Raw genomic sequence first — 26364 nt, 5'->3', positions numbered from 1 at the left:
GAGGATGGGTCAACGCGGTCATGCCAGTGTGCCCGCGGGTCTGCTGGGACAAGGAGCGGGCATGAGCCGACGCGCCGCCTGGGGGTTGGGCGCGCTGGCGGGCTGCGTGTTGCTGGTCGTGCTCATCAACGCCGGCCGGCAAGACGTGTCACGGGCCAACAGCCCTGGTCCAGTCACATCCCTCGACACCACCGAGCCCTCGCTGCTCAACCAGGCCATGGCCCACGTTCAAGACGCGGCGCGCAGCCAGTTGCCGGTCAATCCCTCGGGCCTGCAGACAACCAGCCTGACCCCTGCCCGATTCGATGCCGTCAAGCCGATGCTGGGGCAGGCCGAAGCGCGCCTGATCGGGATTTACCAACTGATCAGCCAGGGCCAGCACCGCGAGGCGCTCGCGCTTGCCGACAAACTGGTCAAGGACCACCCCAACTTTCAGCTGGCCCACCTGGTGCACGGCGACCTGCTGAGCCTGCAGGCCCGGCCCGTGCGCCAGCTCGGTGACGTGCCCGACACCAAGGCCCTGGCCGCCAGCCAACAGCTGTCCACGCTGCGCGAAGAGTCGCGCCGCCGCTTGCTGGCACTCACCGAGCGTCCGCCCGAAGGCAGCATTCCCTCCCAGTTCCTCACGCTCGCACCTCAGAGCCGCCACGCCATTGCCATCGACGCATCGCGCTCGCGCTTGTACCTGTTCGAAAATCTCAACCCGGCGCGCTCCAGCCCCGATGCTGACCGCCAGCCCAGGCTGCGGCTGGTCGCGGACTTCTACATCTCGGTGGGCCTGTCCGGCATTGAAAAGGCCGTCGAGGGCGACAAGCGCACGCCGCTGGGCGTGTACTACATCACCAGCAGCCTGAACCCGGCCGATCTGCCCGACCTCTACGGCGTGGGCGCCCTGCCCATCAACTACCCCAACCCGCTCGACGTGCAGCGTGGCAAGACCGGTAGCGGCATCTGGCTGCACGGCACGCCCAGCGACCAGTTCGTGCGTGCCCCACAGGCGTCGGACGGGTGTGTCGTGCTGTCCAACCCGGACCTCGAGCGCGTGCTCGCCACGGTGCAGATTCGCACCACACCGGTGGTCATTGCACCCGGATTGCAGTGGGTCCAACCCGACGCTCTGAGCAGCGACCGCGAGCAGTTCGAAAGCGTGCTGGAGGCCTGGCGCCGCAGCCGGAGCGAAGGCAATCTGACCGAGCTCAAAGGGTTTTATTCAACCCGCTTCTCGACCCAGGGGCGCGATCTGGCTCAATGGTGGCCCAAGGTGGAAGGCGAACTGCGCACCACGGGTCCGCGCGAATTGGCGATCAAGGACCTGTCGGTCCTGCGCTGGAACGACACCGAGGACACCCGCATCGTTACGTTCGGCGAGGTCGCCGCCGGCCAGAGCCGCGGCGTGACCAAGCGCCAGTACTGGATCCGCGAAAGCGACCGCTGGACCATCTTTTTCGAAGGAACCCTCTGATGACAATGCAAGCCCCCAAGCCGCTGCGCCGTGGAGTGCTCGGCGCCCTCGCCGTGGCAGCTTCCTTGGCCTGGTTGCCCTCCCTGGCTCAAAACGCAGCACCCCGCGTGAAGCTCACAACCTCCATGGGTGACATCGTGCTGGAGCTCTACCCTGACAAGGCCCCCAAGACGGTCGAGAATTTCCTTCAGTACGTGAAGGACAAGCACTACGACGGCACGGTGTTTCATCGCGTGATCAGCAACTTCATGGTGCAGGGTGGTGGCTTTGACGCCAGCTACAAACAAAAGTCCACCCGCGCGCCCGTGGCGCATGAAGGCCAGGCTGCGCTGCAGCGTGGCGGCCCGCGCAACACGGTCGGCACGGTGGCGATGGCACGCACCAACGACCCGCAGTCTGCATCGTCACAGTTCTTCATCAACGTCCAGGACAACGCCTTCCTCGATCCCACCCCGATTCCCCCCGGCGACCCGGTGCCCCAGTTCGAGTACCGCGGCAAGATCTACAAAGACGTGCCGCGCGCGAGCCTGCTCAACGCCGGCGAGCTCTACGGCTACACCGTGTTCGGCAAAGTCGTCTCGGGCATGGACGTGGTCAACAAGATCAAGGAAACCCCGACCGGCTCCGGTGGCCCGTTTCCCTCCGACGTACCCAAAACCCCCATCACCATCCTCAAAGCCACCCTGGAGAAATGACCATGGCCAACCCCCAAGTCGAACTGCACATCACCGGTCACGGTGTCATCACGATCGAACTCGACGCTGAAAAAGCCCCCCTGTCCGCCGCCAACTTCCTGGCCTACGTGAACAAGGGCCACTACAACAACACCGTGTTCCACCGCGTCATCCCCGGTTTCATGGTGCAAGGCGGCGGCTTCGAACCCGGCATGACCCAGAAGCCGACCGACGCGCCGATCGCCAACGAGGCCACCAACGGCCTGAAGAACGACACCTACACCCTGGCCATGGCGCGCACCAGCGACCCGCACTCGGCCACCGCGCAGTTCTTCATCAACGTGTCCAACAACGGTTTCCTCAACCACACCGCGCCCAGCGCGCAGGGTTGGGGTTATGCCGTGTTTGGCAAGGTGGTTTCGGGCGCTGAGATCGTCAAGAAGATCGAAGGGCTGCCCACCGGCCGCAAGGGCTTCCACGACGACGTGCCGAAGGACGATGTGGTGATCGAAAAAGCCATCGCTCTGTGACCCCGGGGGCGTTGCCCCTGGCAGCCCCTGGCCTGATGTCCGCCCCCTCTCCCGACCGCTCTGCCCAGCTGCGCGCACCCGCGCACTGGCAAGCGGTCGAGTTCATTTCAGACCTGCACCTGCAGCCTGGCGAGCCGAAGACCTTTGAGGTCTGGCGCGCTTTTCTGCAGCGCCCCGCGCATGAACAGGCCGACGCCCTCTTCATCCTGGGCGACCTGTTCGAGGTATGGGTGGGTGACGACGTGCTTGATTCAAGCGCCTCCACCGACCAGACCTTCTGGCGCGCTTGCGCCGATGCCCTCAAGGCTTTCAGCCTGCACACCCCCGTGTATTTCATGGCCGGCAACCGCGATTTCCTGCTGGGTGCCGAAGGCCTCAAGGCCTGCGGCATGCAGGGATTGAGCGATCCGACCGCACTCGACTTCCTGGGCCAGCACTGGCTGCTCAGCCACGGTGACGCGTTGTGCCTGGCAGACACCGACTACATGCGTTTTCGCAAGCAGGTTCGTCAGACGGCGTGGCAGCGCGAGTTCCTGGCCCGCCCTTTGGCCGAACGCACGGCAATAGCCCGCGGTCTGCGCGAGCAGAGCGAGGCGCGCAAACGCAGCACCGCGGGCGATCCCAGCCTGTGGGCCGATGTGGACACCACCGCAGCACGTGACTCCCTGCTGGCCGCCGGCGCCCACACCCTGATTCACGGCCACACCCACCGCCCGGCCGAACACGCTCTGGGCGACGGCCTGCAGCGCGTGGTGCTCAGCGACTGGGATGCCGCCGCTCAACCGCCACGCGCAGAGGTGCTGCGACTCGACGCCCGGGGGCTGCGCCGCATCCCACTGCCGCTGTGATGATCGCTCTGCTCCAGCGCCTGCTGCCGCGCTCGCTGCGCCAGCCGACACCGGTGCCCGACGCGCTCTGGCAATCCACCCTCGCCGCCCACCCGTTTCTGTCGGTGCTCGACCGCGAAGAGCGCGCGCGCCTGCGCCTGCTGTGCACCCACTTCCTGGTTGAGAAAGAGTTCCACGGTGCCAATGGGCTTGCCCTCACCGATGCGATGGCCCTCGCCATCGCAGCGCAAGCCTGCCTGCCGCTGCTGCACATGCACGGCACATCCGGCGAAGCAGTGCGTGATCCGCTGAAGCTGCTCGACTGGTACGGCGATTTCGTCGGCATCGTGGTGCAGCCCGGTGCCGTCGTGGCACGGCGCAAGACCACCGACGGGGCTGGCGTGGTGCACCACTACGACGAAGTGCTGGCCGGTGAAGCCATGGACCGCGGCCCGCTGATGCTGAGCTGGGAAGAAGTCGCTCATGCAAGCGTGGCGGCCGAGAGCGGCAGCAATGTCGTGATCCACGAGTTCGTGCACAAGATGGACATGCGCGGCATCTCGCTCGGCGAGCATCCGGACGGCGCACCGCCCTTGCCCAAGGAGTTCATGGACACACGCAGTAGCACTGAGGCGAGAAGCTTGTGGCGCCAGACCATGCAGGTCGCGTTCGACGATTTCCGGGAAGCCGTGACCATGGCGGAACGCTTCGGCGCCGAGCGCCCCTGGCTCGACGACTACGCCGCCAAGGACCCCGCCGAGTTCTTTGCCGTCACGTGCGAAGCCTACTTCGTGAGCCGTGACCGGTTCGCGCAAGAGTTTCCGGCGCTGGTGGTGCTGTACGACGGCTTTTTCAGACCTGCGTCCCGCCCCATGAAAAAGGCCCGCGCAGACTGAGTCTGCATGGGCCTTTGCATGCTGGTGGGCGACGGATTCAGCGCTTGAGCAATACCTTCAACACGGTTTGAAGACGGCGGGCAGCCGACGCATCAAACGGCGATGCGAGCACGCCAGCCACATCCTCAACCCAGGTTTCACTCGGTGCCGCCGCGTGGCGGCGCGTGAGCAACTGCAGTTGCAGCATGCGGCGTTCGCTCAGGTGTTCGGCTGGTGTGGGCACTTCTGCGGCCATCTCCAGGCGCAACAAAGTTTCAGCCGGCAACGCGCCGGCGGCCTTGGACACGGCGGCTGACCACGCACCGCGGCTGGCCGCGCTCACGCGCGAGCCCAGCACCTGGGCCGTGGGCATCTGCTCGGCATCGCGCTTCTCCCACGCCGTCATGAGCTGCGTGAGCACTTCGCCGTGGGCTTGCGCTGCGAGCTTGCGCAAGCTGGCCTCGGCCGATTCGATGGCTTGGCGCTGGGCGCGGAACGCCGCGTCGCCCAGACGCGGGCCACGCTGCTCGCGCTCGTCGCGCCACGGGGCTGCTGCACCCGGGCCACGGGCATCGCGGGGGCCACGCGAATCTGGCCGACCAGCACCACCGTCGCGGCGCGAGTCGGGGCGACCACCGCGCGCATCGCGGCCGGCGGGTTCGGCCTTCTTCATGCCGGGACGGTCGTCACCGCGCATGGCCACCAGCTTCTTGGGCGGTGCAGCGGGTTTGGCTGGCGCCACCGGTTCAGCCGGGGCGGCCACCTCGGCGCCGCTCGCTTCGGCTTCATCGGCTTCGCCAGCTTCGTCGACCGCTTCGGTCGCGGGCTCTGCAGGCTCCACAACGGACTCGCTCGGCGCGGCTTTCTCAGCAGCGGCAACGGCGACGGGCGCGGACTCGACCGCAGGCGGCCGGCCGGCCAGCGCCGACTCGAGTTCGTGCATGGCCGCGCGAATGCGCTGCGCATCGCCGCTCGCGCTGGCTTGCTCCAGCGCACGCGACGCGTCGAGCACGCGCTGGTCATGCGCGTTGAGCGACGTGGTGGCCTTCTCGCGCTCGGTGCTCTTGCGCGCGAACGCCTCGTCGATCGGCTGGCGGAAAGCTTCCCAGAGTTTCTGCTCGTGCTTGCGCTCCAGCGGGACCGCATGCGCTTCGGCCTGCCAGCGCTGCTGCAGCGCCTTCACCGCATCGATGCGCAACATGGGCGCAGCGCCCAGCGCGGTGGCTTCTTCAATCAGTGCCTTGCGGCGTGCCGTGCTCTCGGCCTGCGCGGCTTCCAGGCCCGCGTGGGCCGCGTGCATGGCGTCTTTCCACTGCGGCTGCATTTCGGCAAACGCCTTTTCACTCATGTGGCCGGCTTCGCGCCAGCGCTCCGAGAACGTGTGCAGCGCGCGCACCTGGGATTTCCAGTCGGTGTTGCCAGCGTGCGCTTCGGTCCATGCCCTCAATTCGGCAATGATGGCCAGGCGCTGTGTCTTGTGGGCTTCGGCCTGCTGGCGCACCTGCACCAGCCAGGCTTCCACCAGCTTGTGGGCCTCGGTGCAGGCTTCGTCAAAACGCTTCCACAAGGCGTGGTTGGGCTGGCCACCCTGGTCGGTGGTCTTCCATTGGTCGCGCAGGCCGCGCAGGGTCTCCTGCATCTTGCGGCCGCCAAGGCGCTGGCCTTCGGGCGCTTGCAGCAAGGCTTCGGCCTTGGCCACGAGTTCTTCGCGCAGTTGGTCGGCGCGCCAGCGCTGCCAGCCTTCAAGTTCGCCGGCTTGGCTCAGTGCCGCGTGGGCGCGTGCGTCGAGCGCGGCGCTGACGAAACGACCGTTGGCCTTGAGCACGGCGCGCACGTCGGCAGCGGCCTTGGGCGTGGCCTTGCCATGGCCTTCGGCGAGTTCGCGCTCCAGCACATCCAGCGCATGGCCGAGTTCGGTGCTCACGCGGGCGCGGCGCTCTTGCTGGGCTTGCGTGTCCACCGCGGGCTTCTCGGCCACGGCAGCGGCTTCGCCGCCGCGCGCCACGCGCAGCTCGTCGGCCCACACGGGTACGGCGGGCAGCGGCGCTTGCGCATCGGCGTCTGCGGCCACAGCCTGAGCCAGGGCCGCTTCGAACGCGTCCCACACCAGTTGCAATTGCTTGCGCGAGGCGTCAAGCATGGGCGGGAACTTCACGTCCACGCTGGCCCATTGCGGGTCCTGCGCCAGGCCGCTGGCCTGCTCCTGCCACTGGGCGACATCGGCCTGCAACGTCTGGGCGCTGTGCTGGGCTTCGCGCCAGGGTTTGGTGGACAGCACCTCGATGCGTTGCGCGATCAACACCGCGGCCTCACGCTCCACCTGCACACGGTGTTGCAGGTCTTCGATGGCTTTGACGCGCTCGGCCAGCGCCTGGCGCAGCGTGGCCAGAGGCTCACGCGAGAGCGGCGCGCCCGCGCGGGCGGCATCGCGCTGCCAAGCCAGCGCGTCGGCCAGGTTCAGGCGCGAATGGTCCAGCAGGGCCTGCGCTTTCTGCGCCCACTCCACCGCCATCTGCTCCTGCGACTTCAAGCGTTTCTGCTCGTCGAGCTTTTCCTTCAGGGGCTTGGCTGCACCGCGGTCGCGGTTGGACAACTCCTTGTAGACCTCGTTCATCTGCTCCAGGCCCGGCTCCGTGGCGAGCCACTCGCGGATGCGCGCAGCGCGCTCGCCCGAGGTGGGCGCGGAAAACGCTCCACCGGTCACGGCGTCCAGGGGATGGGCCGCAGCAGCTGCGGACTTGGAAGGGGTGGGCGTGTTCACGGCAGGTAGGGAAGCTTGAGGGGATGAGGAAGACTTGCGCAGGGAAAACAGCGACATGGAGGCGTCAGTTCAATCAAGACAGAGGCCGCGCCAGAGCGGCGCGGCAAACGCGTATTGTCGCCGCTGTTCGAGTGCGCGCCACCTTACGGACCTGATCGGGTCTTGGCCGGAGGTTCGATCAGCGCGGTGCCAGACGCAGTTCGGCTTGCGGCCGCCAGTCATCGCCCTGGCGGGCCAGCTGCGGCGCGCCCAGAAACATGCGGTCCTCGGGCAGGGACCGGCTGGCCAGAAAGTCTTTCACCGCCTGCCCACGCGCCACCGCGAGATCGCGCAGCGCGTCGGGCGTGACCGGTATCGAAGCCAGCAGCAAGGCCTCCATCTCGGGCTGCGCAATGTCTTTGGCCATGCCGATCAGGTTGCGCGGCTTGGGGATGTCGGCGCGCCGGTACACCTCTTTGAGCAGCGCCGGGTATTCGTCGGCAGACACCGCCAGCGTGTCGGGGATCGGCTTGCCCTCGCGCGCCAGGGCCCGGCGCTTCTCGGCCAGCACGCGTTCGTCGAGCCGGCTGCGCTGGTAGCCGCTGCGCTCGGCCTCCAGATCGCTGTGTCCCACCACCGTGATCTGCAGTGCGGGGCGGTCGGTCAACGCTTTGGCCACCGATTCCAGCCGCTGCTGGTTTTCGGGTGCCAGCACCGCACTGCCCGGCGCAAACACCACCTGGCTGGGCGCCTCCGCACCCCCGCCGAACGCACTGGCGATCAACGAGAACGGCGCGGTGATGGCCTTGCCGATCAGGTTGAAGATGAGCTTGAAGATGATCGGCGCCAAGCGGAACTGGGGGTCGTTGATCGAACCGCTCACCGGCAGGTTGATGTCGATCACGCCGTTGCGATCAGCCAGCAACGCCACCGCCAGCTTCACCGGCAGGTTGGGCGCTTCACTGCCGGCCACGCGGTCACCAAAGCTGAGCTGGTTGAGCACGATCTGGTTGCTCGCACTGAGCCGGCCGTCGGGATCGATCTTGTAGGCCACGTCCACGCTGAGCTTGCCGCGCTCGATGCCGTAACCGGCGTACTTCACCGTGTAGGGCGACAGCGGCGGCAACTCCAGGTTGCGCACGCGGCCTTTGATGTCGAGTGCCAGCGGCTGCGCCAGCGGGTTGAGTTGGCCGTCGATCTCCAGCGCGGCCGTGCCCTCGGCGCGCCCGCGCAAGGACAAAGCCGCCAGCTCCGGTGCGGCGCCGGCCGGTTTTGCGTTGGAGAAAGCGCCCAGGCTTCCGGTGAGTTCGCTCAGATTGGCGGTGTAGTTGGGCTTGATGAAGCGGTCGGAAAACCGCACACGGCCATTGACCAGACTGATCGGACCCATGCGGATGTCGGGCCCGGGCCCGCTGGCGGCCGCGGTGGTCTGCGGCGGCACCTGTTCGGCACGGGGTGCCTCCCCGGGTGGGTTGAACAGGCCTTGCAGGTTGATCTTGCCGGCCTCGTCAATGATCAGGCGGGCGAAATAGTCGGTGAGCACCGTTTCGCGCACCGCCACCTTGGTTGCCTGCCCGGGCACCAGGGCAAGCTGCAGGCCGCGCACCTGCAGCGACTTCCAGGCCAACAGATCTTCAGCGGGCGACAAGGTATTGGCAGCCAGTTCATCCAGCGCGGCGTCGCCCTGCAGGTTGAGAGCCAGGGCGCCACCGGGCAGGCTGGCTTTCACCGTCCCCCGGTAGCTTGCGTCGGCACGCAGCAGCTCGAGGTTGAGGCGATCGGCAAAGTAAGGCTCCAGCGCGTGCGCGGGCAGGCGTTCGGCCTGGACCCGGGCGTCCAGCCGCATGCCCGCACCCCCCGGCGCGGGCAGACGCAAGGCACCGGCCACCGAGATCTGGCCAGGCGCAACCTGGCTGGACGGGCCAGCACCCACCCTGGCCTTGACCGACAACGCCATGTCTTTCTGGTCCACGTCCAGCGGCCGAAGACCCTTGAGGTCCAGTTGCAGATTGGAGATGGCCAGCGTCACCGGGCGCGCAGGCATGCGGTCGACAAATCCGACCGAACCACCCGCGATTTGCAAGGTGGTCAGACCTGCGCGCCAGGGGGTCGCCTGCCCGGCGGGACCTGCGGTTGATCTGCTGACTGGAGAGGTTGTCGCCACCAGCCAGGGCTCGAACATCCAGCTGCCATTGGCCTCCCGCTGCACCCTCAACTGGGGCTGGGTGAGGGTCAGGCTGCCCATGTCGACGCTGCGCTGGGCAAGATCGATCCGCAGGTCTTCCATCAGCAAACGCTTCAAGCTGGCCAGGGGTTGCCGGGTTGGCCCGAGTTTCAACTCGTTGAGGTCGATCCGGGCGGCCATCAATTGCAGGCCCATGGGCCGATCGCCCTGCGCGGCTTGCCACTCGACTCGACCTTCAGCGCCCAGCCGTCCTTGCAAGGCAGGTTTGAGCGCGCTGGATATATAAGGAGCGAAACGCTCCAGGGGAATGTCTCCCAGAGACAGCTCCGCTTGCGCAGTGACGTCGGTAGCGGTGCCCTTCACGTTGATGGTGGTCTGGTCGAGTTGCGCCGACACCTCGAAAGGCATCGGCGCACGCACCGGCCAGCTCAGCCCGCTGGTTTGCAAGCGCAACGCATCCAGCGCCATCTCGGTCCGGGGATTCACTGCATCGTCGCGCCATTGAACGCGTCCGCCCTCCACATCCAACCTGCCGAGCTGGATTTCCCAAGGCACGGGTGGCGCCGCTGGCGCCTGGGCCCCAGCCGGCACCAGTGGCGCTGTCGACCCGAAGCCGCTGGCCAGGCGGGCCAGGTTGAGTTGCCCGTGGGCATCACGCGAGACGGTCAGGTTCGGCGCCTTCAGTTCGATGGCCGCCAGATCCATCCTGCGCGCCAGCGGCTCGACCCGGTTGAGTTTCACGTCCAGGCGCTCCCACGACAAAACGCCCGTTGCGCCACCGCCTGGCGCACGTTCCACCAGTTTCAACACCGTGAGCGCGACATCGCCCGAGAGCCACACCTGCGGCACGTCGCGCTGCACAAAGGCCAGTTTCAGGTTCAGATTCAGGACCCCCGCCTCGGGTTTGAGGGTCCAGGCCGCGGGCCAGTAAGGGAAATAGGGCGCCAGATCGAGTGCAGGAATCGACAGGCTGGCATCGGTTTCGCGATCGGGGGCAAACGGGGTGGAGGCTGCACGCGAATCAAAAGCGCTGCCGTTGAGCTCGAAGGCCAGACGTGGCTCGGTCACCACCTCGCGGCGCGAAGCCAGGTTGCTCAGAAACGGCACGCTCAGCGCCAGACCCCGCAACTGGTGGGTCACGCCCACCGTGTCGTCCACCAAGGTGAATTCGCCACCGGCCAGCTCGATGTTGAACAGCGCAAACCGTGCGGGTTCGCTCGCGGGATCTGACGGCGGCACACGCAGACGCTGCACGATGTCGTCCACGTCGTAGCGCCCGCCACCCAGGTGGCGCATTGCCAGACGCGGTTGCTCGATCTTCAAGGCATCGATCACGGGCGCCAGCCGCAGGATCGACTGCAGCTCGGCGTTCAGATAGAGCCGGGCCACCGACAGTTGCTCCCCATCGCCCTGGGCGGTGGCCATGCGCACTCCCTCCACCGACAGCTCCAGCGACCAAGGCCGGAAATCCACCCGTTGCACCGTCACATGGCGACCCAAGGCTTGGCTGGCTTGCTTTTGCAGCTGCCATTTCAGGAGCGCGGGCACCGCCAGCCATGTGACCAGCCACAGCAACATCACACCCAGAACGGCCCAAATCAGACGTCTGAGCCACGGGTTGGACGGGAGACTGGAAGAGCGGTTGCTCATGGGCGCGGGGTGTGGGCGAAAAGCATTGCGCCAGTGTCTCCGAACTCAGGTCGCGTTGCACTTCATCTACCGAAGGAGCCCAGAAACAAGAAACCCCGACAGACGAGGTCTGCCGGGGTTGACGGCGGGCTTGAATGCTCATGCCGTCTGTTTTGGCGGAGGGAGTTTGATGTCTCTCCAGCCTGGAAGCAACAGATTGCTCCCGTTGGGGGCCGTCATGCGGCTACACCGCTGGGTCGGCTGATGCCGGTCATCACGACTGGCACGCCAAGCGTACTCCCGGGTCCCTCCTGCGGCAAGACAAGTCGGTCGGATCGCCCATGAAGCTTTTCAATCACGCCTCTCAAGCCTATTCAGGAGACCCGAAACCCCGTTTTGCGACGTGAAAGGTGGGCTTGAACCGATGAACGGTTAAATTCGCTATTCGCGCCTGCAAGCCCTGCGGGCACTGGGTTTCCCGCTAGCGAACCGCTTGAGCGGTCATTGCAACCGTTTGTTCATAACCAAAAGTAGCTTTGAATTGACATTTAAACATTGACTGAGTATTTATAACCCCCTAACATCCGCCAACTTTGCCCTCCAAGGCAATCCCCGAACGCTGCCCTCCCCGGCTAAGTTGATCGCCAGACCCATTTGTCCAGCCTTCGACGGCGACCTCACCCAGCCGAGCCGACTCATATCGGTGGCGGCCATGACCGGAGCGACACATGACAACCTTCACGACCTCGCCACACAAGAGCACCTCAGGTGTCGTGGCATCCCTCAAAGCCACGCTGGGTGACACCTACTGCGGCTTTCTCGACATCACGCGCAACAGCGTCGCCCTGCTGGGCACCTTGTTCGCCGTGGGCCTGATCGTGCTGAGCGCGCGGGCCGACCTGCGCCAGAGCGCCGAACAGCAACTGCTGGGCTGGCTGCTGCAGCGCCAGGAAGCCGCCCTGGAAGAGCCCCTGATCGCCGTGGAGCCTTCCGCCATCGACCGCGTGACTGCGGCACATATCGGGGATCTGCCCAAGCAGCAGGCCAACGTGACCTATTGGCTCAGCCGCAAGTACCGTGTCGCGCCTGAGCCCCTGGGCGCTCTGGTCGCCGAGGCGTTCGAGATCGGCGAGAAAGCCAAATTGGACCCCACGCTGATTCTGGCCGTCATGGCCGTCGAGTCCCGCTTCAATCCGTTCGCCCAAAGCCCCGTGGGTGCTCAGGGACTGATGCAGGTGTTGACCCGTGTGCACACCGACAAGTACGAAGACTTCGGTGGCCAGCTCGCCGCTTTCGACCCGGTGTCCAACCTGCGGGTGGGCGTGCGGGTGCTGCAGGACTGCATCAAGCGCGCAGGATCGGTTGAAGGCGGCCTGCGCCTGTATGTGGGCGCGGTCACCTCCGATGGCGGCTGGTACATCGACAAAGTGATGTCCGAGCACATGCGCATCCAGAGCGTGGCCCTGGGCAAGCCGCTGCAGCGCTACATTCCGCAGGCACGCCCCACCAATGTGGTGGCGCCGGCCCCGACTCCCGCCCCAGTCGTCGCACCCGGCACTGAACTCGAGGCCGGCCCCGCGGCTCCTGCCACCACGCCGCAAACGACCCCTCTGGCGCAATCCTGAGCGTCCGGGTTTTATGGCATTGGGCGGTGAGCCTCATGCCCCTCGGCTAAACTCACCGAGTACGCAACTGGCGATAGGCGCGCAACCCACGATCTGATCCGTGAGGTCTGCCGCTGACGTGGCCCCCCTGCCCGATCACACCCAACATCGATCTGCGGCCGGGACAACCACTGGGAAGCGTGCCACCCCTGCTGATGCAGCGCGGGTGTTCAGCCGTTCGCCTGGGCAGCCCTTGTCAATGCACAAGGATTCACCTCTAGAAGGACTGCCATGTTCGACCGCACCATTCTCATCGAGCAAACCGATCCCGAGCTGTTCGCAGCCATTCAGGCCGAAAACACCCGCCAGGAACATCACATCGAGCTGATCGCCAGCGAGAACTACGCCTCGCCCGCGGTGATGGCCGCTCAAGGCACTCAACTCACGAACAAATACGCCGAGGGCTACCCCGGCAAGCGCTACTACGGTGGCTGCGAGTTCGTCGACATTGCCGAGCAGCTGGCCATTGACCGCGTGAAGAAGATCTTTGGTGCCGATGCGGCCAACGTGCAACCCCACTGCGGCGCCTCGGCCAACGAAGCTGTCTTCCTCGCCTTCCTCAAACCCGGCGACACCATCATGGGCATGAGCCTGGCCGAAGGCGGCCACCTCACCCACGGCATGGCGCTCAACATGAGCGGCAAGTGGTTCAACGTGGTCTCCTACGGCCTCAACGACAAGGAAGAGATCGACTACGACGCCATGGAGCGAAGGGCACACGAGACAAAACCCAAGCTCATCATCGCCGGCGCGTCGGCCTACAGCCTGCGCATCGATTTCGAGCGCTTCGCCAAGGTCGCGAAGGACGTGGGCGCCATCTTCATGGTCGACATGGCCCACTACGCTGGCCTGATCGCGGCTGGCATCTACCCCAACCCGGTGCCCCACGCTGACGTGGTCACCTCCACCACCCACAAAAGCCTGCGTGGTCCGCGCGGCGGCATCATCCTGATGAAGGCGCAACACGAAAAGGCCATCAACAGCGCCATCTTCCCCGGCCTGCAAGGCGGCCCGCTGATGCACGTGATCGCCGCCAAGGCAGTGGCCTTCAAGGAAGCACTGGCACCGGAATTCAAGACCTACCAGCAGCAAGTGCTGACAAATGCACGCATCGTCGCCGAAACGCTGACATTGCGCGGTTTACGCATCGTCAGCGGGCGAACCGAAAGCCACGTCATGCTGGTCGATCTGCGTGCCAAAGGCATCACTGGCAAGGAAGCCGAAGCCGTGTTGGGCAGTGCGCACATGACCATCAACAAGAACGCCATTCCCAACGATCCCGAGAAACCCATGGTTACCAGCGGCGTGCGCATCGGCACCCCGGCCATGACCACCCGCGGCTTCAAGGACGAGGAAGCTCGCATCACTGCCAACCTGATCGCCGATGTGCTCGACAACCCGCGCGACGCGGCCAACATCGAAGCAGTGCGTGCCAAGGTCAACGCCCTGACCGCCCGCTTCCCCGTCTACCGCTGACCCTCTGAGCCCGGCCCGATGAAATGCCCCTTCTGCGGTCACCTTGAAACCCAGGTTGTCGAGACCCGGGTGTCGGAAGACGCGGACTTCATTCGGCGCCGGCGCCAATGCGGCCAATGCGAGAAGCGCTTCACCACCTACGAACGGCCTGAGGTCAGTTTTCCGGCGGTGGTGAAGAAGGACGGTCGCCGGGTGGACTACGCGCCGGACAAGCTGCGTGCTTCGTTTTCCCTGGCGCTGCGCAAGCGCCCCGTCAGCACGGAGCAGGTTGATGCAGCCATCGAGCGCATTGAAGAGAAGCTGCTCAACCTGGGCAACCGGGAGGTGGCCGCCAACCGCCTGGGCGAGATGGTGATGCGCGAGCTCAAAAAGCTCGACAAGGTGGCTTATGTGCGCTTTGCCAGCGTGTACCGCAGCTTCGAGGACATCGACGAGTTTCGGGCGTTGGTGGACGAAGTGCGGCGTTGAAAGGGCGCCGGTGGCGCCTCCGTGAGTAATTTCACGCCGCGGGAAGGCCCACCCAGGCGGAATGAACACATGTAACAACAAAGCAATCATTCTTCATGGTTTCTTTCGGCTTTGTAGCCTCATAAAACTAATCACGCCGCCCGATCAAAAATAGTACGTTGAACGTATTCCCTTCGTAAAAAAAGAATGCTTCACACATAGCGACCGTCTGTCCTGCGCAGGACGCACTTCGGCGTCTGTCCAAGGTCAATCGGGGCATCAAGCTGAGAATCTCGGCGTGACACATTCACTTACCCACATACCCAACGGTGCACCGCTTCGCCAGCGCGGCGTGACCATGATCGAACTGATGGTCGGAGTCGTCATCTTGGCGATCCTGTTGGCGGTGGCAGTGCCGAGTTTCCAATCCGCCGTCGCTTCCAGCCGGCTGACCACAACAACCAATGATCTTGTGAGTGCCTTGTCTGCCGCCCGAAGCGAGGCCATTCGACGGGGATCAAGGGTCACCGTCTGCAAGAGCAGCAACGGGACACAGTGCACCACCGCAGGCAACTGGTCTCAAGGCTGGATCGTGTACACAGATCCCATTCGCGCGGGTACGGACGCGTCCGTGGACACCGGCGAAGTCATCTTGGTCACGGGCGCGGCTTCAGCGGCGGGCATTGTGCTTGCAGGCCCCACCGGCATGAACGACTTTGTTTCCTACGCTGCCGATGGCCAACCCAAGTTGATGAACGGCACGGCGCAGTCCGGTCGGATACGCGTCTGCAACACCTCGGGAGCACTGTCCAACGCGGCTCGGGCTCGCGATGTTGACATCAGCACTACAGGCCGCCTATTCACGACTACACCATCCAGCGTCGCCGCCACATGCCCTCTGTCATGAAGAAATACAGCATTCACCTCAAGCCATCAGCCAAACGGAAAAGGCTTCAGCAAGGCGCGAGCCTGATTGAAGTGCTCGTCGCGGTACTCATACTGGCACTCGGACTGCTCGGCATGGCAGGTCTGCAGGCCAACGCCCTCAAGACCAATCAGAGCAGTTATGCGCGGGGTCAGGCCGTGATGCTCAGCTACTACATGCTCGACGCGATGCGCGCCGATCGACCCAACGCGATCTTGCAAAACTACAACACGGGGCCGGTCGGCGCTGGAGGCGTGATCGACTCAGTCTGCAGCGATGGATCCATCACTGGCGCCACTTTGGCCGACAACAATCGCAAGGATTGGATCGTGAGTCTCAAACGCAGCCTGGGCGATACGGATGCCACATGCGCAGCCATCAACTGCGATGTGAGCGGCCTGTGTACCGTACAGATCACTTGGGACGACAGCCGCGCGGGCGGACTGGCCGCGCAACGCATAACCACCACCAGCCGCCTATGACTTCCTCCGCCTCCCCCGCGCCCCAGATGATGCGACTGCGCAAGCAAACTGGCTACACCTTGATCGAGTTGATGATCGCCATGGTGTTGGGACTGGTCATCATCGGCGGAGTGATCAGCGTCTTTGTATCGAACCAGCAGTCCTTTCGAACAAACGAGAACCTCGGCCGACTGCAAGAGAATGCACGTATTTCGTTCGAGTTGATGGCGCGGGAAATCCGTCAGGCAGGCGGCAACCCCTGTGGAGCACAGCAAGTGGCCAACGTGCTCAATGACAAGGCGACGCAGTGGTCGTCCAGCCTGGAAGCCGGCACGGTCCGTGGATTTGATGAAACTCAAGCAGCGACCGGCATTGTGGCCACGGGAACGGCGGCCACCGAGCGCGTCGCAGGCACCGACGCCATTCTGGTGTTCAGCAGTGACGAGCAGGATGGCCCCGTCATCACCAACCACAACCCGACGGCTGCCTCGCTTGAGATGGCCACGGTGAATCATGGCCTGGCAGAGGGCATGATCGTGATGGTGTGCGACCCGGACTCCGCAGCCGTGCTGCAGATCACCAACTCATCACCGGGAACCAACACGACCATCGTGCACAACACGGGCGTCTCCAGTCCCGCCCCGGGCAACTGCAGCAAGGGTCTGGGTTTCCCCACGGTCTGCACGAGCCTTGGGACCGGGAAGACCTTCAAGGAAGGGGGGTTCGTCACCCCCTTGAATGTTGGCGTCTGGTACGTCGGGAACAACGGACGGGGCGGGCGTTCGCTCTTTCGCGTCAGGCGCATCAGCCCGCCGCCATCGAGTGGGCCGCTGGACGCATTCGATGAAATTGCCGAAGGCGTGGTCGACATGCAGATTGACTACCTGTTCCGCAACAAGGCGACCAGCAACCTGGACACAACGTGGTCGGTGGCCACAGCCGCGACCGATTGGTCCACCGCCGCGGCCAACGAAGTCATTGCCGTGCGCATGCGTCTCGTGCTTGAAACCGTCAACGTGCTGGGCACCAACCAGCAGCCCGTATCGCGCGAGCTCATCCATGTGGTGAACCTGCGCAATCGATCGTCGTGATGAAAACCATGCGCAACCCGTCCCGCCAATGTCCAGCATCACGCCGCCGCCAAAGCGGTGTGGCTTTGATCGTTGCCCTCATCCTGCTCGTCGTCATGACGCTGGTGGGACTCAGCGCCATGCGCACGGTCACGCTCGAAGAGAAGATGACCGCTCACACCTTTGACAGAAGCGTATCGTTCCAAGCCGCCGAAGCGGCACTGCGCGAGGCAGAGGGAATCGTGCAGACAACGATTCCGACGCCCGCGGCCCTGAGCGGTTGCACTGCGGGCGTGTGCAGCACACCGGTGTCCACTGCCACGCCGCGCTGGCAGGATGCCACCTTCACCGGTTGGCAGACAGCCACCGCCGTGGAAAGCGGCGCCTTGAGCGTCACCCCGCAGTACTTCATCGAATACCTGGGCAACACCTTTCCGTGTGCCCAGAACGCCAGCGCCGCCACCAACTGCAAACGTTACCGCATCACCGCTCGCAGCAATGCGGGGAACGACCGAGCCGCTGTCATGTTGCAGTCGGTGTACGGCACGGACTGAATTTTTGGGAGTTAGAACATGAATGCGTTTGAACGTTGCAATCTGGGATTGAAGGTGCTGGCCGTGATGGCCATCGCCACGACCAATCTGAGCGTCAGCGCCCTCATCTGGCCATCCAAGCCCTTGGGTGCCACGGTCAGTGCCCGCCCCATGACCATGCTGGTCGCCAGCAAGGATCACAAGTTCTTCTACGAGGCTTACAACGACGCCAGTGACATCAACGGTGACGGCACGCTGGACACCCACTTCAAACCCGGCATTGAATACTACGGCCTGTACGACTCCAAGCTTTGCTACCAGTACGTTACGAACACCGACAAAAACCAGGAGCTGTTCCAGCCCGTTGCAACCGCGGTAGCGGGTGTGTGCAGTTTCAGAGACAGCCCCGGGCGCTGGTCAGGCAACTGGCTCAACTACATCACCACCAGCCGGATCGATGCATTGAAGAAGGTGCTTTACGGTGGCACGCGTGATGTGGATACCACCACCGAAACGGTCCTCAGGCGCAGCTACATCCCGCAGGACGCCCACAGCTGGGGCAAGGAGTATCACAGCAGCCACGGCTACAAGATCGGCGACTACACGCCGCTTAGTGAGCCGACCGCCACCACCAAGCGGCACTTCTTTGGCAACCTGACCGCCAACCGGGATGTGAGCTGCGCCACCCTGAACAACTGCAGCAACCTGCCACCACTCCTGCGCATCCGCACCGAGGTCGGTGACAACAAGCGTGTCTATGAATGGGCGTCCAAGGAACGCCCTGTCCTGCACGACACCTTGGCATCGGGCGCGTTCCCCACAGGCACGGGCGCAGAGCAGAACTTCACCGTGCGTGCCAAGGTTTGCGTCGGCACATTCATGACCGACTGCAAGGAGTACGTCAACGGCACTGTCAAGACTTACAAGCCATTCGGACTGCTCCACGAATACGGTGAAAACGAGAGCATGCTGTTCGGTTTGCTGGGTGGCAGTTACGACCAGCACATGTCGGGCGGGCGCTTGCGCAAAGTGGTGTCTTCGTTTGCCAACGAAATCAACCCAAACACCGGACAGTTTTTGGTGGACGCCAAGATCGTCAACACGTTCAACGCGCTGCGCATCCGCGGCTTCAACCAAAGTACCAGCAATGGTGAGTACTGGAAATCCAGTCCATACGCGGACTCGGCCAAGGCTGCCACGGAAGGACAGCTCGTCGACTGGGGCAACCCGATCGCCGAAATGATGTACGAGGCTACCCGATACTTCTCGGGTACAAAGACGCCCACCAGCAGTTTCAACGTTTCCAGCACGATGGACACGCAGGTCGGCCTGAGCAGCGTGACCTGGGACGATCCCTATGAGAGCACCAGCGCTGCCAATGCGCCCTACTGCTCACGGGCCAACTTCCTGGCGATTTCGGACATCAACCCGTCGTTCGACTCAGACTCGGTGCCTGGCAGCGTCTTCAACAGCTACACCGGAGATCTGACAGGCCTCGACGTTTCCACACGCGGCAACACCATCACTTCGGTCGAATCCAACATCACAGGATTGCGCTTCATTGGACAGTCAAGTGCTCTCGCGTCCAGCTACGACGCAGCGCCCACCGCCAAGACCGTCACTTCGTTGGGCTCCATCCGCGGCCTGGCGCCCGAGGAGCCGACCAAGCAGGGCAGCTACTACTCGGCCTCGGTGGCCTACCATGCCAAGACCACCGACCTGCGTCCGACCCTGAAGGACAAGCAGTCGATCGACACCTACGTGGTGGCGCTGAGTTCACCGCTGCCACGCATTGAAGCCTGGCTCCCCAACGGCAAATCGATCAACGTCGTGCCCTTTTCCAAATCGGTTTCCGGATCGAGCATCTCGGCAGCGAAGGGTGACTATCAACCCACCAACCAGATCGTTGACTTTTTTGTCGAAACCATCGCCAACGCGAGTGACCCCAAAGACACGAAAAGCGTCTTCGATACCAGTATCAATGGTGGTCGTTACTACGCGGAGTTCCTGATCAACTTTGAAGACGTGGAACAAGGCGGCGACCACGACATGGACGCCATCGCCAGGTACGTGGTGCAAGCCAATGTGGACAACACCTTGTCGGTGACGGTAACGCCCACCTACCAGGCTGGTGGCATTCAACAGGTGATGGGCTATGTGATCTCCGGGACCACCAAGGACGGCGTGTACCTGGTCGCCCGGGATGAGAGCAGCGCGCCGAGCTACTTCCTCAACGTTCCTTTCGACACGGTTCAGCGCGATCCAGGCTACTGCGATGTGGCCACGCCACCGTCGGCGTGTTCCACGTTGCCCACCATCAGCTCGCCCGTCAAACCCTATGTGTTCACGCCCGACGGCAGCAGCGCCAGTCTTTTGCGCGACCCGTTGTGGTATGCCGCCAAGTACGGCGGCTTCATCAATCGGGACAACATCGACGCACCCAATCTGCGCCTGGAGTGGGATGCAGACAACAACGGCGTGCCCGACACCTACTTTCTGGTGCAGAACCCGTTGAAACTGCGCGAGGCATTGAAGCGCGCTTTCGACAACATCATCGAGAGCAGCGGAAGCGGTGGCAACATCATTGCCAACAGCACGGTGCTCTCCACCGATGCGCTGGTGTATCAGGCCACCTTCAACAGCATGCGATGGTCCGGTGACCTTGCGGCCTATCCTGTCAGCACTGCGGGTGTCGGTACAAGCCCGTTATGGAATGCTGCAGCAGGCATCCCGGCAGCAACGGCGCGCAAAATTTACTACCACTCGGGCACCAAGGGGGAAATCTTCACCTGGAGATCTTTGTCCCCAACTGAAAAAGCGCTCTTCAGCGGAAATGAAACGCTGTTCGACTACGTCACAGGGGTAAGAACATCGGAAATTCAGAACGGCGGCGCACTGCGTGACCGTGCGTCTACGACGGTTCTCGGTGACATTTCCCATTCCTCTCCCGTGTTCGTGAAGGACACGAACACGGTCTATGTGGGCGCCAATGACGGCATGCTGCATGCCTTCGACTCAAAAACGGGCACCGAACTCTTCGCGCACATTCCCAGCAGCGTGATGCCCAGACTCAAGAACCTGGCGGATCCCAATTTCAACGTTGCCCACGAGTACTACGTTGATGGAGATATCGCCGTGTCGAGCAAAGCTCCCAGCCTCAGCAGCAACTATCTGGTCAGCGCACTGGGACGCGGTGGCAAAGGCCTGTTTGCGCTCGACGTCTCGACTCCCACTAGCTTCAGCGCCACGGACATCAAATGGGAGAGATTCAACGGAACAACGGATGGAGACCTGGGGTACATGCTGGGCCGCCCCGTCATTGCGCGCATGAACGGCGGCACCTGGGTTGTGATCGTGGGCAACGGCTACAACAGCACCAATGGTCGTGCCGTGCTCTACATCCTCGACCTCGCCACAGGTGCGGTTATCCGCAAGTTCGACACGCTCGCCGGCAGCGACAACGGGATGGCCACTCCAGGCCTGTTCGACTCCAACAACGATGGCCTGGTGGATGTCATTTACTCGGGCGATCTGAAGGGCAACTTGTGGAAGTTTGATGTTTCCAGTTCAACCACAGCGTCATGGAGCATCGCAAACGGCGGTCTACCCATCTTTGTGGCCAGTGATTCGGCCGGAAAACGCCAACCGATCACAGCCCCCATCACCGTGGCCACCAACAACGTGTCGACCGACATCAACTTCACCAAACGCTTTGTGTTTTTTGGCACCGGCAGCTACTTCCAGACCGGAGACCCCACCAACACAGACGCCCAGACCTGGTACAGCGTGATCGACGAGAGCGCGACGCTATCTGCGCCGGTGCGATCCGATCTGGTCCAAAGAACCATATCTGCAAGCTCCACCTTTGCTGGCAAACCCGTTCGGGTGATCGAGGCATCCGCCGCAGGCGACATGGCCAGCAAGAGGGGTTGTTTTATCGATCTCCCTGCCGCCGGCGAGAGAATGGTTTCGTCTTCGCGGCTGTTCTCGCTTGCGGAAACCACATTGATCGGGAGCTCGATCATTCCGGTGATCGATCAATGTGTATCAGGTGGCATTGGCTTCCTGAACGCCGTCAATCCGTTCACTTGCGCTCGCCTCACTTTTCCGTTCTTTGACGTCAACGACAACGGTGATTTCCTCGATGATGTCGCGGGTGGGACGGGTGGGACGGGTGGGACGGGTGGGACGGGTGAGCCGTACATCGGATCCATCGACCTGGGAGTGGGTATGCCGGGCGAGGTGATCTTGGTGGGCGACCGCCTTGCCGTCGGTGGATCGGAGGGCATAGTTGACGACGTTCGCGTCAATATCCCTGGCGGTGGCGGCCCCAACTCAGGTCCAGGCTCGCTCAAGGGCCGACTGTCCTGGCGGGAAATCGTTCGGGATTGATACCATGGCCTCACTGACACACACATTCAACGCTGGACACTGCCCATGAAACCCAGTCGCATCAGCACTCTCGCATCCGTCGGGAGCCAGCGAGGCTTCACACTGATGGAACTCATGATCGTTGTGGCCATCGTGGGCATCCTCGCGTCCATTGCCTACCCTTCCTACCAATCACACGTTCTGAAAACGCGCCGTGCGGTGGCTGCAGGCTGCATGCTGGAACTGGCCCAGTGGATGGAGCGCAACTACACCACATGCCTTGCCTACAACACCACCGGCACGGGATGTGCAACTGCCGTAACCTCCGCGCAGCTACCAGCGCTGGGATGTCGTGCCGAGCTTGGTGCCAGCTATACCTTCTCTTTTGTCGCGGCTCCAGCAACCAACGCTTATCAAATGCAGGCCGTGCCCGGAGGTCCGCAAGCGGGGGACACCACCTGTGGCACGCTCACGTTGGATCAACGAGGAACCAAAGATGCGGCGCCCACCACGGCTGCACAAGATGCCGCTTGCTGGCGGTGACTGACCTGCTTGGTGGCCCGGCGATGGACAGAGCACTTGCGCTGGCTCTGAATTCGATCCGGTTGTCCAACCCGAACCCTCGGGTTGGCTGCGTGATTCAATCCGAAAATGGACTGGCGATCGGACTGGGACACACACAGGAAACTGGCGGCCCACACGCCGAAATCGTGGCGCTTCGAGATGCCCGGAAAAACGGTCACGACACAGCAGGTGCCATGGCCTTTGTCACACTGGAACCCTGCTCTCACCACGGTCGCACGCCGCCCTGCTGTGATGCCTTGATCGCAGCCAAGATCGGCAAGGTGGTAGTGGCCTCCACCGACCCCAACCCGTTGGTGGCCGGGCAAGGACTTGCTCGCCTGAGGTCGGCAGGCATCGCCGTGGAGCTGCTGCCCCCCCATAGCGACGCCGCACGGGCCTCCCGCGAACTCAACATCGGCTTCTTCAGCCGCATGGTCCGCGGCATCCCGTGGGTGCGCATGAAGATGGCGGCCTCGCTGGATGGCACGAGCGCGCTCGATAACGGCGTGAGCCAGTGGATAACAGGCGAGCGAGCCCGCGAAGACGGGCACGCTTGGCGGGCGCGTGCCTGCGCCGTGCTTACCGGAATCGGCACGGTGCTCCAGGACGACCCGCGGCTTGACGTGAGGCTACCCGAGGTCTCCAGGCAACCTCATCTGGTGGTGGTGGACAGCGATCTCAGCACGCCCGTGACTGCTCGCCTGTTCGAGCCTTTGGCTGGGGGGCTACCACGCCAAGTGTGGATCTATCACGCGGCACTTGATCCCAGAAAAGAAGTGGCGTTGCGGGAACGCGGCGCCCTCCTCACTCACCTGCCCGGTGCCAGCAACAAGGTGGATCTGCACGCCTTGCTGCGCGATCTGGCAAAACGCGAGGTGAACGAACTGCATGTGGAAGCGGGGAGCAAGCTCAACGGGTCGTTCCTGCGTGAGGGCTTGGTGGACGAACTGCTGGTCTACCTTGCGCCCAAACTGCTCGGAGCCGGTGCAGGAGTTTCCAGTTTCGGGCCGCTGCAGCAGTTGAAGGACGGCATCAAATTGAACTTCACATCGGTGGATAGAGAGGGAGATGACCTCCGCATCGTTGCCCGGGTGCAAGGACGAGACGCCTTCCTCCAAACCGAGCAGGGTTGAACCATCGAAGGGCCTCGCAGCCGATCGTTCAGCCTTTCACACGACCTAGCCAACGAAAAAAAATACTGCAAATATAGTATTCAATCCTCCTGTCTTCCATTTACTTACTGCCATCCGTTCGGCACTTAAGTATTCAAACATGCCTGCTAGAGTGCCGGCATGTTTCGGTTGAATACCTCCCCTCTTGTCGATCCGCTTCGCTCCAAAGGCTTGACGCTGATTGAGCTGATGGTTGTTGTCGCCATGTTGGGGGTCTTGGCGGCATTGGCAGCGCCCAGTTTTGCCGACATGCTGCGCCGCATGCGCGTGGAATCGATGCGCGAGGAATTGCAGGCGTCCCTTGCCAATGCCCGTGTGGAGGCCATCTCGCGTGGGCAAAGCGTTGTGCTTCGCCGTACCGACCCCTGCCCTCAGGTTCAGGCGCCCCTCGATTGGGATTGCGGCTGGACTGCATTTGCAGACCTCAATGGCAACGGCACGCTCAACGCAGGTGAGCCCGTCCTGCACGTGGTGCAGGGAAAGCCTGGAGTGAGTCTTCGCAGACCACCTGGCGCTTCGATAGTCACCATCAGTCGCTTCGGTCATCCACCGATCGCTCGTATCGACATTTTCCCTTCGGGTGCTGGATTCAATGCGGCTGACGGTGTAGCAGTTTGCCTAGCTCGGAGCGGCCGGATTCGAGCAGTGGACGGCGCGATGGCGTGCCCATGATGATGAAGCCCCCCATGCACCGTTGCGTTTCCTCAAGGCAGCACGGTATCGCCATGATCGAGGCGCTCGTGGCCTTGTTGGTGCTCTCACTGGGCGTGCTGGGTTTGGCCAGACTGCAGGTGAGCGCACTCACGGAGTCGCGCAACAGCAACGCACGAGCGGTCGCCGTGCAGATGGCCAACGATCTGGCCGAGCGCATGCAGAGCAATGCGATCGTCCGCCAAACCAATCCAACACCCAACCCGTACGAAACCCTCTGGGGAGCGCCGGCCGCTGCAGGCGCCGACTGCCTGGCCACGGCCTGCAATGGGACCCAACTCGCCGCCTTTGACCTGCGGGCCTGGAAGCTGAATGTGGCCACGTTGCTGCCCAGCGGCGACGCCCAGGTGTTCCGCTCCAACACCGACACCAACCAGTTCGGCGTGTTGGTGCGCTGGACGGAATTGGAGGGCAAGAACAAAGCCTTGGCGACCGACGCGGAAGATGCCCTTTTCACACGCGCCGATGCCGTGACCGACGCCGCCGGTGCTGTGGGCACCGGTATGGCTGGCTTCACTTGTCCGGTGAATTTCACATGCCACCTTGTCTACATACGGCCATGAAACCGCAATCACGTGTCGCCCAACGCCCTGCGCGTGAATCTGGCGTGGGTTTGATCGAATTGCTGGTGGGACTGGCGATCGGCGCCATCGTGTCGGTGGTCGCTGTCAGCAGCTTTGGCTCCACCCGATCGGCCTCGGCCACCGTGGGTGACAGCACACGGCTTCAACAGGACGCGGCCATGGCATTTCGCTCCATCGGCCACCACATTCGTCAGGCGGGTGCCGTGAGGTTGATCGACAACAGCCCTGGCCTAGTCACATTCACGGACAAGTTTGCAGGTTACGGGAGCTCACTGGAGCCACAGCCTCTGCAAGGAACTGATGGTGGTGACGACGACCCCGATATCCTCGAAATCAGCCACGACAGCGAAGTTTCACTGAACGCGGTGGACTGCCTGGGACAAAACGTGGCAGCCAATGTGGACATCGAAAACCGATTCGAACTTGTCGACCAAAACCTGCGCTGCCTGGGCTCCGGCAACGCCACCCCCGGACCGTTGATCGCAGGCGTTGAAGACTTTCAAGTGCGCTACGGCAGGCGCACCAACGGCAACCTGCAATACCAGGACGCAAACGCAACCTGGACCGAAACCGAGTGGAACTCGGTGGAAGCGATCATGGTGTGCCTGCGCATGGCAGGTCAGGTCGGTGGCCACACCGGTCAGAACATCGCAGGTTGCCGCAATGGCGAAGTCATCGCCGACGATGGCCGCATCCGCCGTGTGTTCGTGCGGGTGTTCAGCCTCAGGAACATCGCACTATGAAACCCTGCCCTCGCCAGCACGCTTCATCCCAGCGCGGCATTGCGTTGGTGGTTGTCATGGTGATGCTGTTGCTCACCACCTTCGTGCTGCTGGCCAGCAACCGCGTGGGTTGGCTCAACGAAAAACTGGTGGGCAGTGAAAGCGATCACGAGCGCGCATTCGCCGCCGCCGAAGCCCTGATTCGCGACGCCGAAATGGACATCAGCGGCCGTCAGTCCAATGGCCAATCCTGCGCGGGGAACGCAACCTTCACCGGGTGCCGCGCAGCGAACGCAGCGTATTTCCCGTTCGGCAAAGGCGAAGACGACCTGGACATCATTGCGGCCCGTTTGGCACCAGGTTTTATGGGCATCTGCAGACAGGGCATTTGCCTTCCGGAGACCACAACCCAGCTCGAGACCGCTGGTGCATGGACCGCCCAGTTGGCCAACATGCAGGCGGCGGGTGCGAGCTATGGGCAGTTCACAGGTGCGACCCCGGGTGCGGCCGGCAACCCCCTGCTCACGGCGGGGCAGGCGCGGTACTGGGTTGAAGTTTTTCGCCATCCCGAGATTTTCACCAACGAGGGAATCGCGACTTCCACCCAGTTGCCCGTTGCCGATCACCCATTTGTCTACCGCATCACGGCTCATGTGCAGGGCCGAAAACCCGGCACCCAGGTGCGGTTGCGCTCCGTGTTCGTTCCGTACCTCGAAAGAGATTTCGACTGAAAGCGAGAAAC

Annotated in this window: 21 protein-coding genes and 1 riboswitch; of the genes, 19 read left to right on the top strand and 2 right to left on the bottom strand. The window is 63.3% G+C overall.

The window, feature by feature from the left end:
* The first annotated feature begins 61 nt into the window (after positions 1–61).
* Genes IV113_RS13180 through IV113_RS13160 form a run of 5 tightly spaced genes read left to right on the top strand, consistent with a single transcriptional unit; the run spans position 62 to position 4389 of the window.
* Entirely contained in the window at positions 62–1462 is a 1401-nt protein-coding gene (locus IV113_RS13180; RefSeq protein WP_291085657.1) for a L,D-transpeptidase, read from the top strand.
* Positions 1463–1467: 5 nt separating this feature from the next.
* Positions 1468–2157, top strand: coding sequence for a peptidylprolyl isomerase (locus tag IV113_RS13175; RefSeq protein WP_291085719.1), 690 nt, complete (start codon positions 1468–1470; stop codon positions 2155–2157).
* A gap of 2 nt (positions 2158–2159) precedes the next feature.
* Entirely contained in the window at positions 2160–2666 is a 507-nt protein-coding gene (locus IV113_RS13170) for a peptidylprolyl isomerase (RefSeq protein ID WP_291085654.1), read from the top strand.
* 35 nt (positions 2667–2701) lie between these two features.
* A complete protein-coding gene (locus IV113_RS13165) occupies positions 2702–3514 on the top strand; it encodes a UDP-2,3-diacylglucosamine diphosphatase (RefSeq protein WP_291085651.1) in 813 nt (270 codons plus the stop codon).
* A complete protein-coding gene (locus IV113_RS13160; RefSeq protein WP_291085648.1) occupies positions 3514–4389 on the top strand; it encodes a M90 family metallopeptidase in 876 nt (291 codons plus the stop codon). The genes IV113_RS13165 and IV113_RS13160 overlap by 1 nt, the downstream gene beginning before the upstream one ends.
* Positions 4390–4426: 37 nt before the next feature.
* Here IV113_RS13160 and IV113_RS13155 read toward each other — a convergent pair whose 3' ends face one another.
* Positions 4427–7186, bottom strand: coding sequence for a DUF349 domain-containing protein (locus IV113_RS13155; RefSeq protein WP_291085645.1), 2760 nt, complete (start codon positions 7184–7186; stop codon positions 4427–4429).
* Between the two features lie 121 nt (positions 7187–7307).
* The gene (locus tag IV113_RS13150) at positions 7308–10943 is read right to left on the bottom strand and encodes a DUF748 domain-containing protein (RefSeq protein ID WP_291085642.1); all 3636 of its coding nucleotides are present in this window, start codon (positions 10941–10943) and stop codon (positions 7308–7310) included.
* A 707-nt stretch (positions 10944–11650) separates the two neighbouring features.
* On the opposite strand from IV113_RS13150, the gene IV113_RS13145 reads away from it, so the two are divergent.
* The 14 genes from IV113_RS13145 (at position 11651) to IV113_RS13080 (ending at position 26353) form a co-directional block, all read left to right on the top strand.
* Positions 11651–12547 carry a transglycosylase SLT domain-containing protein gene (locus IV113_RS13145; protein ID WP_291085639.1) on the top strand — a complete coding sequence of 299 codons (897 nt, stop codon included), beginning with the start codon at positions 11651–11653 and terminating at the stop codon, positions 12545–12547.
* 53 nt (positions 12548–12600) lie between these two features.
* Positions 12601–12781: riboswitch (ZMP/ZTP riboswitch) on the top strand.
* A 36-nt stretch (positions 12782–12817) separates the two neighbouring features.
* Positions 12818–14062 carry a serine hydroxymethyltransferase gene (gene glyA, locus IV113_RS13140; protein WP_291085636.1) on the top strand — a complete coding sequence of 415 codons (1245 nt, stop codon included), beginning with the start codon at positions 12818–12820 and terminating at the stop codon, positions 14060–14062.
* A gap of 18 nt (positions 14063–14080) precedes the next feature.
* Positions 14081–14530: a transcriptional regulator NrdR gene (gene nrdR / locus IV113_RS13135; protein WP_291085632.1), complete on the top strand. Its 450-nt coding sequence runs from the start codon at positions 14081–14083 to the stop codon at positions 14528–14530.
* 277 nt (positions 14531–14807) lie between these two features.
* Positions 14808–15416 (top strand): GspH/FimT family pseudopilin, encoded by a 609-nt coding sequence (locus tag IV113_RS13130; protein WP_291085630.1) that lies wholly within the window; start codon positions 14808–14810, stop codon positions 15414–15416.
* Positions 15413–15916, top strand: a complete 504-nt coding sequence (gene pilV / locus IV113_RS13125; protein ID WP_291085627.1) for a type IV pilus modification protein PilV — start codon at positions 15413–15415, stop codon at positions 15914–15916. The genes IV113_RS13130 and pilV (IV113_RS13125) overlap by 4 nt, the downstream gene beginning before the upstream one ends.
* Positions 15913–16986, top strand: coding sequence for a PilW family protein (locus IV113_RS13120; protein ID WP_291085624.1), 1074 nt, complete (start codon positions 15913–15915; stop codon positions 16984–16986). The genes pilV (IV113_RS13125) and IV113_RS13120 overlap by 4 nt, the downstream gene beginning before the upstream one ends.
* A 59-nt stretch (positions 16987–17045) precedes the next feature.
* Complete coding sequence (locus tag IV113_RS13115; RefSeq protein WP_291085621.1) at positions 17046–17519, top strand: PilX N-terminal domain-containing pilus assembly protein; 474 nt, start codon at positions 17046–17048, stop codon at positions 17517–17519.
* Positions 17520–17537: 18 nt separating this feature from the next.
* Positions 17538–21890, top strand: coding sequence for a PilC/PilY family type IV pilus protein (locus IV113_RS13110; protein WP_291085618.1), 4353 nt, complete (start codon positions 17538–17540; stop codon positions 21888–21890).
* A gap of 45 nt (positions 21891–21935) precedes the next feature.
* Positions 21936–22412 carry a type IV pilin protein gene (locus IV113_RS13105; RefSeq protein WP_291085615.1) on the top strand — a complete coding sequence of 159 codons (477 nt, stop codon included), beginning with the start codon at positions 21936–21938 and terminating at the stop codon, positions 22410–22412.
* Between the two features lie 23 nt (positions 22413–22435).
* Positions 22436–23566, top strand: coding sequence for a bifunctional diaminohydroxyphosphoribosylaminopyrimidine deaminase/5-amino-6-(5-phosphoribosylamino)uracil reductase RibD (gene ribD / locus IV113_RS13100; protein ID WP_291085716.1), 1131 nt, complete (start codon positions 22436–22438; stop codon positions 23564–23566).
* A 159-nt stretch (positions 23567–23725) separates the two neighbouring features.
* Positions 23726–24277, top strand: coding sequence for a GspH/FimT family pseudopilin (locus IV113_RS13095; protein WP_291085612.1), 552 nt, complete (start codon positions 23726–23728; stop codon positions 24275–24277).
* Between the two features lie 14 nt (positions 24278–24291).
* Positions 24292–24879, top strand: a complete 588-nt coding sequence (gene pilV / locus IV113_RS13090) for a type IV pilus modification protein PilV (protein WP_291085609.1) — start codon at positions 24292–24294, stop codon at positions 24877–24879.
* On the top strand, positions 24876–25643 hold the full coding sequence (locus IV113_RS13085; protein WP_291085606.1) for a PilW family protein: 768 nt from the start codon (positions 24876–24878) through the stop codon (positions 25641–25643). Before pilV (IV113_RS13090) ends, IV113_RS13085 begins: the two co-directional genes overlap by 4 nt.
* Positions 25640–26353 carry a pilus assembly protein gene (locus IV113_RS13080; protein ID WP_291085603.1) on the top strand — a complete coding sequence of 238 codons (714 nt, stop codon included), beginning with the start codon at positions 25640–25642 and terminating at the stop codon, positions 26351–26353. Before IV113_RS13085 ends, IV113_RS13080 begins: the two co-directional genes overlap by 4 nt.
* Positions 26354–26364: the final 11 nt, after the last annotated feature.

The sequence above is a fragment of the Hydrogenophaga sp. genome (assembly GCF_018780385.1).
Classification (GTDB): Bacteria; Pseudomonadota; Gammaproteobacteria; order Burkholderiales; family Burkholderiaceae_C; genus Hydrogenophaga.
The sequence above is the reverse complement of the archived record's forward strand: the minus strand, read 5'-3'. Positions and strand labels throughout refer to the sequence as shown.